Genomic DNA, 12,932 nt, shown 5'->3' on the forward strand with positions numbered 1-12,932 from the left:
ACTCCGAAGTTTATGCCGGGCCAGGGTTCCGCCGGGAGGCATTGCGCGTCCCCGTGAGGATTTCCACAATGACGCTGGCCAGCGGCTTTCCACTGGCCCTTGACCGCAGCAGCAGTTCCTCCAGGGCACCGTCCGGGCTGAAGCCGAACTGCTGCATCAGCACCCCCTGGGCGCGGGCGGTGTTGTCCCGGCTGTGCAGGGCGGCCCCGAGGACTTTCGTCAAGCGGCGCGGTGCCTCGGAGCCATGGGCATTGGCCAGCAACGTGGATGCGGCCGCCGCGAATTTCTCCAGCATCAGGGCCGTGGCGGCGTCGAACGCGGCGGGCAGCGGTGAGTAGATCTTGACTGTTCCCAGACACCTGGTGCCGGCCAGCAGCGGCGCGCTGACCACTGACCGGATGGCCAAACCGCTGACGGTCCGGGACCACTGGGGCCACGTTCCATCACCAAAGGCGTCCCGGACCAGGACCGTTTGCCGCGTGGACCACGCTGTCAGGCAAGGACCCTGGCGGAGTTCATACTGCGCCGCGTCAGCCTCCAGGACCATGGCGCTGGTGGCACCCACGCTGGTCCCGCCGTCGTGTTCTTCGCCGCCCTGTTCGTCAAGGGCCTGTCCAGCAAGGGCCTGTCCAGCAAGGGCGTGTTCGTCCAGGAGCGAGACGCCGGCGCCTGAACCAGGCGGAAGAGCCTCACGGATACCCTCGGTCAGCTGCCCGACCGCACGGTGGGCTTTTTCCTTGCTCAGAAGCAGGCCCTGGATGCGGGCAGCAGTGAAGGTGAGTTCATTAAGGGGGAGCGGCTGTGGCATGGGAGCAGACCTTTGGCATCAGGACACGGGTGTCCTGGCGTGTGCCCCCTACTGAGCCGGGAACGGGCAATGCTGCCGCTCCGTTCCCAGCATACCCACAACTCAGGCGGCGATAAGTGCTGCTCCGGCTACGGCAGGGACGCGCGGGGCCAGGACACTGACGTTGCACGGCATCTGCTGCGGGTCGATTTTCACCGGAAGGTGGTGGGTGCGGGAGCAGTCCCGGAGCTGCTCGAGTGCCGCGTCATCAACGCGGGCGTGGGTGATGTCCAGCTCCAGGTCGAGACCCTGCTTCAGCGAGTTGGCGCGTTTGACCACAACGTAAAGGGCCTGGACGCTGTGCACGGTGATGTGGCCCTTGGCGACAACCTGGGCACGGGCGTGGTCGAGATCCACGCGGACAAGAATGTTGAGTTTGGAATTCACGGTGTAAAGCCTTCCCCGGCATCGGCTGCGACGCTGCAGCCCTTGCATGGCCCGCTTGCATAAGCCTCGACCAGAGTAAGCATCCAATGTGACCCACGCAACACTACTGACGGGTAGGTTACGGGTATGCCCTTTCCCGCCGTTCTTGGGACGTAACGAGTGAACAATGGAGTCATGTCACCAGAAAGCAGCACGTCCGCCGGTGAGCGGATCGTCGTCGGAATCAGCGGGCACGCAGGGGACGAGGCGCTGATCCGCCGGGCCGCACGGATGCTGTCCGCCGGCGGGGAGCTGCACGTGGTCCATGTCCGCACCACCGCCGCACGGGCGGTGCCCTCCTCCAAGGAACTCGACCGGCTGCGCACGGTGGCACTGGGCGCCGGCGGCATTTTCCACGCCATCGGCGGGGAGGAGATCCCGACGGCGTTGCTCCAGTTCGCGCGCGGCGTCAACGCCGGCCAGCTCGTTTTGGGGACGTCCAGGCCGTCTGGCGGCCTGCCGCGCTGGCCGGGCCGGGGCCGGACGGTGGCCGCCGCCATCCGGAACGCAGGCACCCTCGACGTCCACCTCATCGGGCACGACGCAGTGCTGGCGGAACGCATCAGGCGCCGTCCCAGCCTGGGACGCGCCCGGCAGCTGCCGGCGTTCATCCTCGCCCTGGTGCTGCCGCCGGGTCTGCAGTTCCTCCTGGAGCGGTTGCCCCACGACCAGCTGTCCACGGACATGCTGGTCCAGCTGACCGGAGTGGTGGCCGTGGCGTTGCTCGGCGGGCTCTGGCCTGCCTTGGCGGCCGCTGTCCTGGCCGGGCTGACCGTGAACTACTTCAGCGTCCGGCCCATCGGTTCCTTCACCGTTATCGACCCCGAACACGTCCTGGCGCTGCTGATTTTTGTCCTCGTGGCGGTGGCTGTCTCCATGGTGGTGGACAGATCGGCCAGGCTCAGCAAGGAAGCGCACCGGGCCGGCGCCGAAGCCGCCGTGCTGGGTGAACTGAGCCGCCGGGCCGTGGCCGAAGGGAACAGCATCCCCGCGTTCCTGGACCAGGTCCGCGAACATTTCCAGGTGGACGGGGCAGGGCTGTGGGTCCGGGAACCGGCGGGGGAGCGCGCCGGTTCCGGCGGTCCCGGCCGCGTAAATGGCTGGGTGTTACGCGAATACTCCGGCAAGAAACGGCCGACGGCGCCTCCGGGCACCCAGCCGGGCGCCGCCGTCGAGCGCTCCGGTACTTCTGCTGCCTCCGGGGCCGGGGCGGACACCGAAGCCCCGGCTGCCACCGCATCCCCGGCTGCCACAGCCGAGCAGTTGGATGCGGACCGGCTGCTGACGCTCACCGGGCGGGAACTGTCGCAGGATGAGCGGCGGCTGCTGTCGGCGTTCGGCGCCCACCTGCTGGCCATGCTCCAACGCGAGGAGCTCTCGGCCAGCCAGCGCGAAAACCTCCGCCTGTCAGAGGGAAACAAGATGCGGACCTCCATCCTGCGGGCCGTCTCGCACGATCTCCGCACGCCGCTGGCCGGCATCAAGCTGGCCGCCAGCAGCCTGCGCGACCGCACCATCAGCCTGAGCGTGGACGAACAGGAGGAACTGCTCGCCACCATCGAAACCGGGGCGGACCGGCTGGACCGGCTGGTCAGCAACCTCCTGGACATGTCCCGGCTCACCGCCGACGCCGTCTCGCCCCTGATCCGCCCGGTCCACTGGGCCGACGCCGTGGGGGAGGCACTGCGCGGCACGGACTCGGAACGGCTCCGGCTGCTCCTGCCGGACAACATGCCCGCTGTCGATGCGGACCCGGGCATGCTGGAACGGGTCATCGCCAACCTGGTGGAGAACGCCCTGAAATACGCGCCGGACTCCGACGTGGTGATTTCCGGATCCGTGGGCGGCGCCGGCAGTGCAACAATTGGGGACGTCCCGGCCAGCGAACTCACGGTGGTGGATCATGGCGTGGGCATCCCGGCGGGGGAGGTCCTGGCGATGTTCCGGCCCTTCCAGCGGGCGGACGATACGAATCCAGGCACGGGCATCGGGCTGGGCCTGGCCGTGGCGAAAGGTTTCACCGAGGCGATGGGCGGAGTCCTCCTGGCCGAACCCACCCCCGGCGGCGGGCTGACCATGGTGGTCCGCCTTCCGCTGTCCACGGGTGTGGCCCCTGGACCCCGCCCCGAACTGCGCACCGAACCGGGCATGAGAGGACTTGATGGCCGCCGTACTGATCGTTGACGACGAAGTCCCCATCCTCCGCGCCCTGCAGATCAACCTGAACGCCCGTGGCTATTCAACCCTGACCGCCTTCACCGGGCAGGGTGCGCTGGACCAGGCGGCCGCGCACCAGACCGACGTGGTCATCCTTGACCTGGGGCTGCCGGACCTGGACGGGGTGGAGGTCATCCGCCGGCTGCGGCGCTGGAGCGACGTGCCCATCGTGGTCCTGTCCGCGCGGCACGGCTCGGAGGACAAAATCCTGGCCCTGGACGCCGGCGCGGACGATTACGTGACCAAACCGTTCGGCATGGACGAACTCCTGGCCCGGCTGCGCGCTGCCCTGCGCCGCGGAACCTCAGGCGACCTTCCGGTGGTGGAAACCGAGCACTTCTCCGTGGACCTGGCGGCCAAGCGCGTCACCCGGGACGGCGAGACGGTCCGGCTCACGCCCACTGAGTGGAAGATCCTGGAGCTGCTGACCCGGAACCGCGGCGCCCTTGTCACGCACGACGAACTGCTCAACCAGGTCTGGGGGCCCGCCTACGCCGGCGAGACAAACTACCTGCGGGTCTACCTCGCGCAGCTGCGGCGGAAGCTGGAGACGGACCCCGCCAACCCGCGCCACCTCCTGACTGAACAGGGGCTGGGCTACCGCTTCCAGGAGTGAGGGCGCGCACCCCGGCGGGTGCCGCCGTCGGGCGTTAATCCGGGCGCGAATGAGGCGTTAAGAAAGCATTAAGATCCCCGGAATCCCGGGGTTTCGGGCTTCACGCCGGTGCTACGCTCCGTGGGTTATAGGCGGCACCCTGCTCTCCGGGCGGGGCATGCTGGCCGCCTCCGGCAGCAACGAAAGACACGTCCTTGACGGCATCAGCCCACTACTCAATCCCCGCCACCGTGCCGAATCCCGAACGGGAGGCCGAGCCTGGCAACGCACTGTCCCGCTGGCTGCTGGAGCACCGGGTACATCAGCCGATCGGGCCGGAGGCGGCGGAGGACCATGTGCCCCAGCAGAGCTGGTGGAAGGTCATGTGCCTGACCGGTGTGGACTACTTTTCCACCCTGTCCTACCTGCCGGGCATCGCCGCGCTCGCCGCCGGTGCCCTCTCGCCGCTGGCCACCCTCCTGATCGTGGCACTGACGCTGGTGGGCATGCTGCCGATGTACCGGCGCGTGGCCGCCGAAAGCCCGCACGGGCAGGGTTCGGTGGCCATCCTGGAGCGGCTCCTGCCGTTCTGGCGCGGCAAAATATTCGTCCTGATCCTGCTCGGCTTTGTGGCCACGTCCTGGATCGTCACCATCACGCTCTCGGCCGCGGACGCCACCGTGCACCTGCTCGAAAACCCCTACCTGCCGCCCTTCCTGGAGGGCCAGGCCGTGCCCATCACGGTGGTGCTGCTCCTGATCCTGGGCGGTGTGTTCCTGCTGGGCTTCTCCGAGGCCGTGGCCGTCGCCATTCCGCTGGTGGCGGTGTTCCTGGTGCTGAACGCGGTGATCATCGGCGTGGGAATGTACGACGCCGTCACCCAGCCCGGTGCCATGGCTGACTGGACCAGCGCACTCACCACCGCATCCGGCGGGTTCGGGGGTGTGGTGGGCCCCGCGCTGGTGGCCTTCCCCCTGCTGGTGCTGGGGCTCTCGGGCTTCGAAACCGGCGTCAGCATGATGCCGCTGGTGGCATCCCAGGGTGCGACGCCCGAGGAGAAGCTGGCCAGCAAGATTCGGAACACCCGCAAGCTCCTGACCACCGCCGCCCTCATCATGAGCGTCTACCTGCTGGGCAGCAGCTTCGTCACCACAGTGCTCATCCCGGCCCAGGAGTTCCAGGACGGCGGCGAAGCGAACGGCCGCGCCCTGGCATACCTGGCCCACGAGCTCCTGGGCAACGGCTTCGGCTCGGTCTACGACGTCAGCAGCATCCTGATCCTCTGGTTCGCCGGGGCGTCCGCGATGGCCGGGCTGATCAACATCGTGCCCCGCTACCTGCCCTCCTACGGCATGGCGCCCGACTGGTCCCGCGCGGTCCGTCCCGTGGTCCTCGTGTACACGGCCATCAGCATCCTCATCACCATCGGCTTCAACGCCGACGTCAACGCCCAGGCCGGCGCCTACGCCACCGGAATCCTCGCCATGATGGTCTCCGGCGCCGTGGCCGTCACCATCTCAGCCGTCCGCCGGAAACAGCGGAAGGCCGCAATCGGGTTCACCGTCCTGACACTGGTGATGCTCTACGCCCTGGCCGCGAACGTGGTTGCCAAGCCGGACGGCATCGCCATCTCCGGGTTCTTCATCCTGGGCATCGTGGCCGTCTCGCTGGTCTCGCGGATCAGCCGCACCACCGAGCTGCGCGTTGACACGATTACGTTCGACGACGACGCGCGCCGCTTCATCAGCGACACCCTGGACTTCGACGGCCGGATCAACCTGATCGCCAACCGGCCCCACGACCGGGACGCCGCAGAATGCGGGGACGCCACAGAGTACGCCAGCAAGGAAGCCACCCAGCGCGAGAACAACCCCGTGCCCGGCACCGCCGACGTCATCTTCCTCGAAATCGACATCACCGATCCCTCAGGTTTCAGCGAAGTCCTGGAGGTGCGGGGGATCGAGGTGGACGGCCACCGGGTCCTGCGGGCCGAAAGCCCCGCCGCCCCCAACGCGATCGCCGCCATCCTGCTGGCACTCCGGGATGCCACCGGGGTCCGGCCGCACGCCTACTTCGAGTGGGCCGAAGGAAACCCGCTGGCCCACCTGATGCGCTACCTGCTGCTGGGCCGTGGGGACACCGCGCCGGTGGTCCGCGAAATCATCCGCGAGAACGAGCCTGACCCGGACCTCAGGCCGGGGATCCACGTCGGATGAGCACCATGAAGGACAGGTCCGCGGGGGAGAAGGGCTCCCGGCCTGTCCAGCGCAATTTCATCAACGGCAGGCCGGTGAACGGCAAGCCGGCCAACGGCAGGGGCGGAGACGGAAGGGCCGGCAAGGAGGAGAACTTCGTCCGGCGGGCCCTGTCCCATCCCGTCCGGTCACTGCCCCTGGCATTCCTGGCGGTGATCCTGGTGGGGGCCGGGCTGCTGATGCTCCCCTTTGCGCGGACGGATCCCGGCTCCGAGCTCCTGATGCCGGCGCTGTTCACATCCGTCTCAGCCGTCTGTGTCACCGGGCTGATCACCGTGGACACCGCCACGTTCTGGACCCCGTTCGGCCAGGCCGTCATCCTCGGGCTGATCCAGGCCGGCGGGTTCGGCATCATGACCCTGGCCACGCTGATGGCGCTGCTGGTCCGCAAGAGCATCGGGCTGCGCGGCCAGCTGGTGGCCCAGTCCGAGACGCACACCCTGAACCTCGGGGACGTTCGGGCCGTGCTGGTCCGGGTTGCCAAAATCATGCTCGGCTTCGAGGCCGTCACCGCAGTCCTCCTGACCGGCCGGTTCCTGCTGGCCTACGATGCAAACCCGGCCACCGCACTGTGGCACGGGACCTTCCACGCCATCTCCGCCTTCAACAACGCAGGGTTCTCGCTCTTCAGCGACAACCTGATCGGGTTGGCGTCGGACCCGTGGATCATCACCCCCATCTGCCTGGCCGTCATCGCCGGCGGGCTGGGCTTCCCGGTGATCATCCAGCTGCTTCGTGGGGAGAAGCCCAAGAACTGGACCATCCACCTGCGCCTGACCATCTACGGCACCCTGCTGCTGCTGGCGGTGGGGATCGCGCTGTTCGCTGCTTTTGAATGGAACAGGGCCGAGACGCTGGGAAACCTGTCCCTCACCGGCAAGATCATGGGCTCGGTGGCGGGCGGCGTTTTCCCGCGCACGGCGGGATTCAACAGCATCGATTACGGCGTGGCCGCTCCCGAGACGCTCATGGTCACGAACATCCTGATGTTCATCGGCGGCGGCAGCGCCGGCACAGCCGGCGGCATCAAAATCACCACGTTCCTGGTGCTGGGCTTCGCCATCTGGAACGAGGTGCGCGGGCGCGATGAGGTGACCATCGCACACCGCTCAGTCAGTGCTTCGTCCCAACGGCAGGCACTGTCAGTGGCGCTCCTGGGGGTGGCCGCCGTCGTCGTCGGGACCATGCTGTTGCTGATCCTGACCGACTACAGCCTCGAAAAAGTCCTGTTCGAATCGATCTCCGCCTTCGCCACGGTGGGCGTGAGCACAGGGATCACCTACCACTTGCCTGCATCGGCAGAGTGGGTGCTCATGGTCCTGATGTTCACTGGCCGCATCGGGACGGTGACGGTGGCGTCCGCGCTCGCGCTGTCCGCCCACCCCCGCCTATACCGGCTGCCCGAGGAACGGCCGATTATCGGCTGAGTCCGCCGGTCAGTTCAGCCGCCGCGGCGAAAGCCCAGCGATCGGTTTCCGGTTCAAAAGCAACCACCACTGATGCATCGGCCATGCGTGCCTCGTCGAGTGCGAGCAGCAGGGCATCCTCGAGATGCCGCGCAAACTCCAGCCGTTCGGCCAGCGAGCCCGGCAGGCCGGCGTCGTCAATCACCACGTGGGCTTTGCCGTCCACAATGACTTTCAGCGCATAACCCTGGTCCTCATGAAGGGACCCGCGGGTGGAAGCGATTTCCGTGACTTTGTCCGCCCGGACCAGACTGTTGTGGATGGTACGAATCCACACCTCACCCATGGAACCTCCCTCAGGTTTGAAGAGGGCGCAGCTACAGTGCCCCTCAAGGCAAACGGTAGTCCTCCTGAGGCGACTTGTGACCCCCTGAATCCTGCGAATTTTTGCCGGGCCATAAGATAAATCTGATGACTTCGCCAGGATCCCCGCAGCCTTTCAACTTCCGGAGCATCGCCATACCTGCATTCGGCCCCGCGCTGCTGTTCTGCATCGGCGAAGGCGCAGTGCTTCCCGTGGTGGTTCTGTCCGCCCGGGACCTCGGCGCCTCGGTGGCCGTTTCCGCGCTGATCGTCACCCTGATCGGTCTCGGCTCCTGGTTCTTCAACCTGCCCGCATCCCTCATCACGCTGAAGTTCGGCGAACGCTGGTCCATTGTCGGCGCTGCCGCGACGGGCGCCCTGGCGCTCGCGGCCGCCGCGATGTCCTCCCTGATCCCCAACGGACTGTGGCTGCTCGCGGTGGCGATGATCGTCGTCGGGATGGCCGCGAGCGTCTTCAGCCTGGCGCGGCAGAAGTACCTCACCGAGGCCGTGCCCCTCCAGTTCCGGGCGCGGGCGCTCTCCACTCTGGGCGGCGTGAGCAGGATCGGCGTCTTTGTGGGGCCGTTCATCGGCGCCGGCGTGATGCAGTTTGCCGGGATCGCCGGGGCGTACTGGGTGGGCGTGGCCGGCATGGCCGCGGCGGCCGTCCTGGCCGTCACCATCCCGGACCTGGTGGTCCCGCCAGTGCCCGACGGCGGCCACAAGGGTCCGGAGCCGACGCTGCGGAACGTGGCTGTTGCGCACGGCAAGGTGTTCCTGACGCTGGGCGTGGGGATCCTGCTGCTCAGTGCACTGCGCGCGTCCCGGCAGGTGGTGATCCCGCTGTGGGCTGATCATCTGGGGATGGATCCGGCGCAGACGTCGGTAATCTACGGGCTGTCCGGGGCGATCGACATGCTGGTGTTCTACCCGGCCGGGAAGGTGATGGACCGGCGCGGGAGGCTGTTTGTGGCCGTCCCGTCCACGGTGATCATGGGGATCGCGATGTTCCTGATTCCGCTGACTGCCTCGTTCACCGGGCTGCTGCTGGCTTCGCTGCTGATCGGCTTCGGCAACGGCATCAGTTCCGGGCTGATCATGACGCTCGGCGCCGACTTCTCGCCCGACCGCGGCCGTGGCCAGTTCCTGGGGCTGTGGCGGTTCATCGCGGACGCGGGTTCCACCGGCGGGCCCGTCCTGCTTTCCGGGGTGACGGCACTGGCCTCGCTGAGCGCGGGGGTCTCGGCCACGGGAGTACTGGGCTTCGCCGCGGCAGCCGTGTTCGCCGTCGTTCTTCCGCGGCTGAAGCACCGGCGCAATTACTAAGCATGCTTTCGATTAAGCGGTACCCTCGAAGGGTCCGTTAGAAGGGAACCTCATGCTTTTCATCTTTGGCCTCAAGACCGTAGTCCGCGCCCTGCCCGGGCGCCCCGCCACCTGCCGGAACTGCGGGCAGTTTGTCCAGCATTACCTGGACGAGCACGCCCGGAAGTTCACGCTGTTCTTCATTCCCGTCTTCACCACGTCCCGGTCCTACCAGATCACGTGTTCGAACTGCCGCTTTGTTTCCTCCCTCAGTGAGCGGGAACGGAAAGCGCTGGTGGGGTAGACCCGGGCTGCCGCTGCGTGGGCGGGGTTCGCGGCGGCTACTCGCCGTGGCGCGTCATTTACAGACGAGGGGGACAACCAGCGCCGGACTCGTCCAGGCGTTGGAAGTGCCCGGGGGTCTGTACTGACCCGTGATCTCCGCGCGCCACGTCCCGCTGCCGAGGGAAAAGTGAAGAACCGTTTGCCCTTGTTTCTTGAGTTCGCCGACGTAAAGGGGAACCGGATTGGAATCGACGAAGATTTTCAGCTCGTGGTAGTTGGCCTTTTCCACCTGACCGAAGGTCTTAACCGTGATGGTCCTCGCCCCAGCAAGACACGTCATGGTGATGTTGGTTGGGTTTTCTGCCGGGGCCACCAGGGTAGCTGCACTGAACTGGGCGCTGGCTTGCTCCGAATCCGAAAAAGCTGCAAAGGCAGTGCCGGAGGCCAGCATCAGGCCCAGGCACAGGGCCATGACCATTCCTCCGGCCCTGGACACCGCCGCAGACTTACTCACCGGACTCTGGTTCCGGATCCTTGCGCCAGATCGACGCCAGGAGCCCGACGACCAATACGGCGGGCGCCCCATACATGAGCATATTCAGGACAACGGGTTGGCGCAGTGCGCGAATGGCTTGACCCACAACGGGGACCGTCATCACGTGCTTGTCCACGGTGGCAGCCCCGAGAGTGGCGGTCCAGGGGTCTACGCCGTTGTTTGCGTCGCCCTTGGTCCGTACGGCTACGGCACCGTCCGTGGTGGCGAGGACCTCGGTAACGCGGTGGGTTTCCACCCGGTGGTCCTCCACGGGTATGTGATAGGTGATGACGTCGCCGACGGCTATCTCGTGGACCGGGGTGGGGACAGTGACCACGATGTCGCCCGGATTGATCAGTGGCGACATCGAGCCGGTGAGCATGGTGGAGGTCTGGTAGCCGAGGACCCGGGGGCCGATCGCCAGGAGCAGGAAGGCTGCTATCGCGACGACAACCATCAGCGTGGTGAGGAGGCCGACCATCCGGCCCGCAACGGCTTTGGTCCTGGATGTCCCGGCGCCCCATCGGGGGGTACCGGAGCGCCGGGACGGTTCAGGGGTACGGGCTGCGGCAGCACTGTTGGCCAGGCCAAGATCAGATACCGTGCTCATCGCTGTGCAGCCCCTTGGGGTGGTTCGGATAGTGAAGGAAGTTCAGCCCGGCGGCGCCGGCTTCATGACGCCGCCGTGCGGGTTGTTGCTGCAGGCCTTACTTGACCTGGCCGGAGCGCTGCGTCGCCGTGAAGTCGAAATTGATGGTGCTGGTGGCGCCCTTGAAGGCGTTGGGTGCTTCGGCGGGAAGTGACGTTGTGACCCGGAGGTTGTCCGCTCCGCCCGAGGCCAAGGAAGCAACATTCAGGAGGACGTTGGAGCCGATGATCGGGCCCGACGCCAGCACTGCCGGAGCTACGGAGCAGCCGTACGGCGCAGCAGTTCCGGTCCAGCCTGTGCTGCACGACTCGACCTTGAGCTGAAGGCCCAGGATGGTTTCTGTGGTCAGGAGCGACGGGTTCGTGGTGCTGGTGGTCAGCGTGACATTGTTCAGCGCGGAATTGCCGTTGTTGGTCAACGTGGCGATTTTCTCCACGGAATCACCCGGCAGGAGACCGGTGACGGGAACGTTCAGCGTATTGGTGGCACCCGCCTGGCCAAGGTCGATCGTGACGGTGCCCGCGGTGACCTGCTGGTCTGCGGTGGTGCTGGACGTGAAAGCGCCGTAGGTGCCCATGCCGGCAACCGCGGCTGCGGCGCCTACCAGTGCAACGGAGGCCAGGATCTTACCGGAAGTGGTTTTTATGCTGATGCCCATGAGAGAAGTCCTTTTCGACGATGCCCGCCCCCAACGGGCCAGCCGCCCCCCAGCGGGCCGGCTGTGAATGCCAGGCTCACGTGTGCTGGCAGGAACTACTCTCCATGGGCCGGATCAAATTACGCCGGGGTAATCCGTCAAGGTTTCCGCAAAGTCCGTCAAGCATTCGTGCTGGTCAGGGCGCTATGGGCCAGCACCTTCTCCACCACGTACTCAGCGTCCCGGCCAACCCCGCCCACGGTCCCGGAGGTCAGTGCGTACTGGAACGGCATGCCCACAAAGTAGAGGCCGGGGATTTCTTCCACTACACCGCGGCTGGTCACCGGCCAGCCCAGATCATCCACCGGCAGTCCCGCCATCCAGCCGAAGTCCGGCCGGTAACCGGTGGCCCAGATAACGGTCCGGGAGTTGCCGGGCACAGCACCCGGGTTGGCAGTCCCGCCGTCGGACGTCCCGCCGTCGGAGGTTCCGGCGTCGGGGGTCCCGACGTCGAACACCGGCTGGCCGTCCACCGCCCCGGTGACGCGGGGGAGCCGGATCACGCCTGCGCGCTCGACGTCCTTGATGGAGATGCGGATCAGCGGGGCGCCGCGCTTGTGGAAGTCTGCGGCCACCTTCCGGCCGGGTTTGGTGTCCAGGGTGAGCACGGAGTTGATCAGGCGCCAGTAGAGCGGGCCGGCCCAGCGGAGAACGGCCCCGGGAATGTGCGGAGTGGGCCGTCCCGAGAGGTAGACCTTTCCGGAGTGGTGCTCCTGGGCGAGTTCCATGGCGATCTCCGCGCCGGAGGTTCCTGCGCCGACCACCAGCACGTCACCGGCAGGCACGCCGGCCGGGCTGCGGTAGTCCAGGGAGTGGAGCTGCAGTATTTCTCCGTCCAGTTCCAGCGCCATATCAGGGACGTAGCGCGCCGTGGTGGCGCCTGGACTGGCCACGACGGCGCGGGCGATGAGGGGGCCGGCGTCGGTCTGGACCTCGAACACGTCCCCGGCCTTGCGAACCGTCAGGACCTGAATGCCTGTCCGCACCGGAAGCCGGAAGTGCTGCGCGTAGCTTTCCAGATAGTCCGCGAACTCGTCCTTGCCGGGGAAGCTGCCGCCGGGGGAAGGAAATTTCAGCCCGGGCAGGCTGCTGTAACGGGCCGGAGTGAAAAGCCGCAGGGATTCCCAGCGCTCCCGCCACCCGTCGCCCACCCGCGGATGGCTCTCCAGGATGGTGAAATCCACACCGGCGCGCTTCAGGAAATAGCCGGCGGCGAGCCCCGACTGCCCCGCACCGACCACCACAACGTCCACTATATGAGCATCCATCGATGGCTCCTTAGCCGGGCCCCGGGGCGCTTCCTCTGTGGATGCCCTGCGGTTTCATTAGAATAGCATTCCAGTCAGTGGAGG

At 66.9% G+C, this 12,932-nt stretch carries 13 protein-coding genes; 6 read left to right on the top strand and 7 right to left on the bottom strand.

From position 1 onward, the window contains the following. Positions 1-10 precede the first annotated feature (10 nt). Both AC1MCA_RS15180 and AC1MCA_RS15185 read right to left on the bottom strand, forming a co-directional pair. A complete protein-coding gene (locus tag AC1MCA_RS15180; RefSeq protein WP_479798819.1) occupies positions 11-808 on the bottom strand; it encodes a GAF and ANTAR domain-containing protein in 798 nt (265 codons plus the stop codon). Between the two features lie 102 nt (positions 809-910). Further along, positions 911-1,234: a hypothetical protein gene (locus tag AC1MCA_RS15185; protein ID WP_479798821.1), complete on the bottom strand. Its 324-nt coding sequence runs from the start codon at positions 1,232-1,234 to the stop codon at positions 911-913. 174 nt (positions 1,235-1,408) lie between these two features. Here AC1MCA_RS15185 and AC1MCA_RS15190 point away from each other — a divergent pair, with 174 nt between their 5' ends. The 4 genes from AC1MCA_RS15190 to AC1MCA_RS15205 all read left to right on the top strand — a co-directional run bounded on the left by AC1MCA_RS15190 (position 1,409) and on the right by AC1MCA_RS15205 (position 7,767). Continuing rightward, a complete protein-coding gene (locus AC1MCA_RS15190; RefSeq protein ID WP_479798823.1) occupies positions 1,409-3,457 on the top strand; it encodes a DUF4118 domain-containing protein in 2,049 nt (682 codons plus the stop codon). Next, positions 3,435-4,106 carry a response regulator gene (locus AC1MCA_RS15195; protein ID WP_479798825.1) on the top strand — a complete coding sequence of 224 codons (672 nt, stop codon included), beginning with the start codon at positions 3,435-3,437 and terminating at the stop codon, positions 4,104-4,106. Before AC1MCA_RS15190 ends, AC1MCA_RS15195 begins: the two co-directional genes overlap by 23 nt. Positions 4,107-4,300: 194 nt before the next feature. Further along, positions 4,301-6,301 carry an APC family permease gene (locus tag AC1MCA_RS15200; RefSeq protein ID WP_479798829.1) on the top strand — a complete coding sequence of 667 codons (2,001 nt, stop codon included), beginning with the start codon at positions 4,301-4,303 and terminating at the stop codon, positions 6,299-6,301. Further along, positions 6,298-7,767, top strand: a complete 1,470-nt coding sequence (locus tag AC1MCA_RS15205) for a TrkH family potassium uptake protein (RefSeq protein ID WP_479798830.1) — start codon at positions 6,298-6,300, stop codon at positions 7,765-7,767. The genes AC1MCA_RS15200 and AC1MCA_RS15205 overlap by 4 nt, the downstream gene beginning before the upstream one ends. Here AC1MCA_RS15205 and AC1MCA_RS15210 read toward each other — a convergent pair. Further along, positions 7,757-8,092, bottom strand: coding sequence for a hypothetical protein (locus AC1MCA_RS15210; protein WP_479798831.1), 336 nt, complete (start codon positions 8,090-8,092; stop codon positions 7,757-7,759). The two genes, AC1MCA_RS15205 and AC1MCA_RS15210, sit on opposite strands and share 11 nt — an antisense overlap. Before the next feature lie 125 nt (positions 8,093-8,217). On the opposite strand from AC1MCA_RS15210, the gene AC1MCA_RS15215 reads away from it, so the two are divergent. Beyond that, on the top strand, positions 8,218-9,435 hold the full coding sequence (locus AC1MCA_RS15215; RefSeq protein WP_479798833.1) for an MFS transporter: 1,218 nt from the start codon (positions 8,218-8,220) through the stop codon (positions 9,433-9,435). Between the two features lie 52 nt (positions 9,436-9,487). Continuing rightward, positions 9,488-9,718, top strand: coding sequence for a zinc-ribbon domain-containing protein (locus AC1MCA_RS15220; protein ID WP_108598466.1), 231 nt, complete (start codon positions 9,488-9,490; stop codon positions 9,716-9,718). 54 nt (positions 9,719-9,772) lie between these two features. Here the strand turns inward: AC1MCA_RS15220 and AC1MCA_RS15225 are convergent, their stop codons facing one another. The 4 genes from AC1MCA_RS15225 to AC1MCA_RS15240 all read right to left on the bottom strand — a co-directional run bounded on the left by AC1MCA_RS15225 (position 9,773) and on the right by AC1MCA_RS15240 (position 12,848). Then, entirely contained in the window at positions 9,773-10,177 is a 405-nt protein-coding gene (locus tag AC1MCA_RS15225) for a SipW-dependent-type signal peptide-containing protein (protein ID WP_479798837.1), read from the bottom strand. A 28-nt stretch (positions 10,178-10,205) separates the two neighbouring features. Beyond that, positions 10,206-10,844, bottom strand: a complete 639-nt coding sequence (locus AC1MCA_RS15230; RefSeq protein ID WP_479798839.1) for a signal peptidase I — start codon at positions 10,842-10,844, stop codon at positions 10,206-10,208. A 97-nt stretch (positions 10,845-10,941) separates the two neighbouring features. Continuing rightward, a complete protein-coding gene (locus AC1MCA_RS15235) occupies positions 10,942-11,541 on the bottom strand; it encodes a TasA family protein (RefSeq protein WP_479798841.1) in 600 nt (199 codons plus the stop codon). Between the two features lie 158 nt (positions 11,542-11,699). Continuing rightward, on the bottom strand, positions 11,700-12,848 hold the full coding sequence (locus AC1MCA_RS15240) for a flavin-containing monooxygenase (RefSeq protein ID WP_479798844.1): 1,149 nt from the start codon (positions 12,846-12,848) through the stop codon (positions 11,700-11,702). Positions 12,849-12,932: the final 84 nt, after the last annotated feature.

It is taken from the genome of Arthrobacter sp. BK1 (assembly GCF_056680055.1).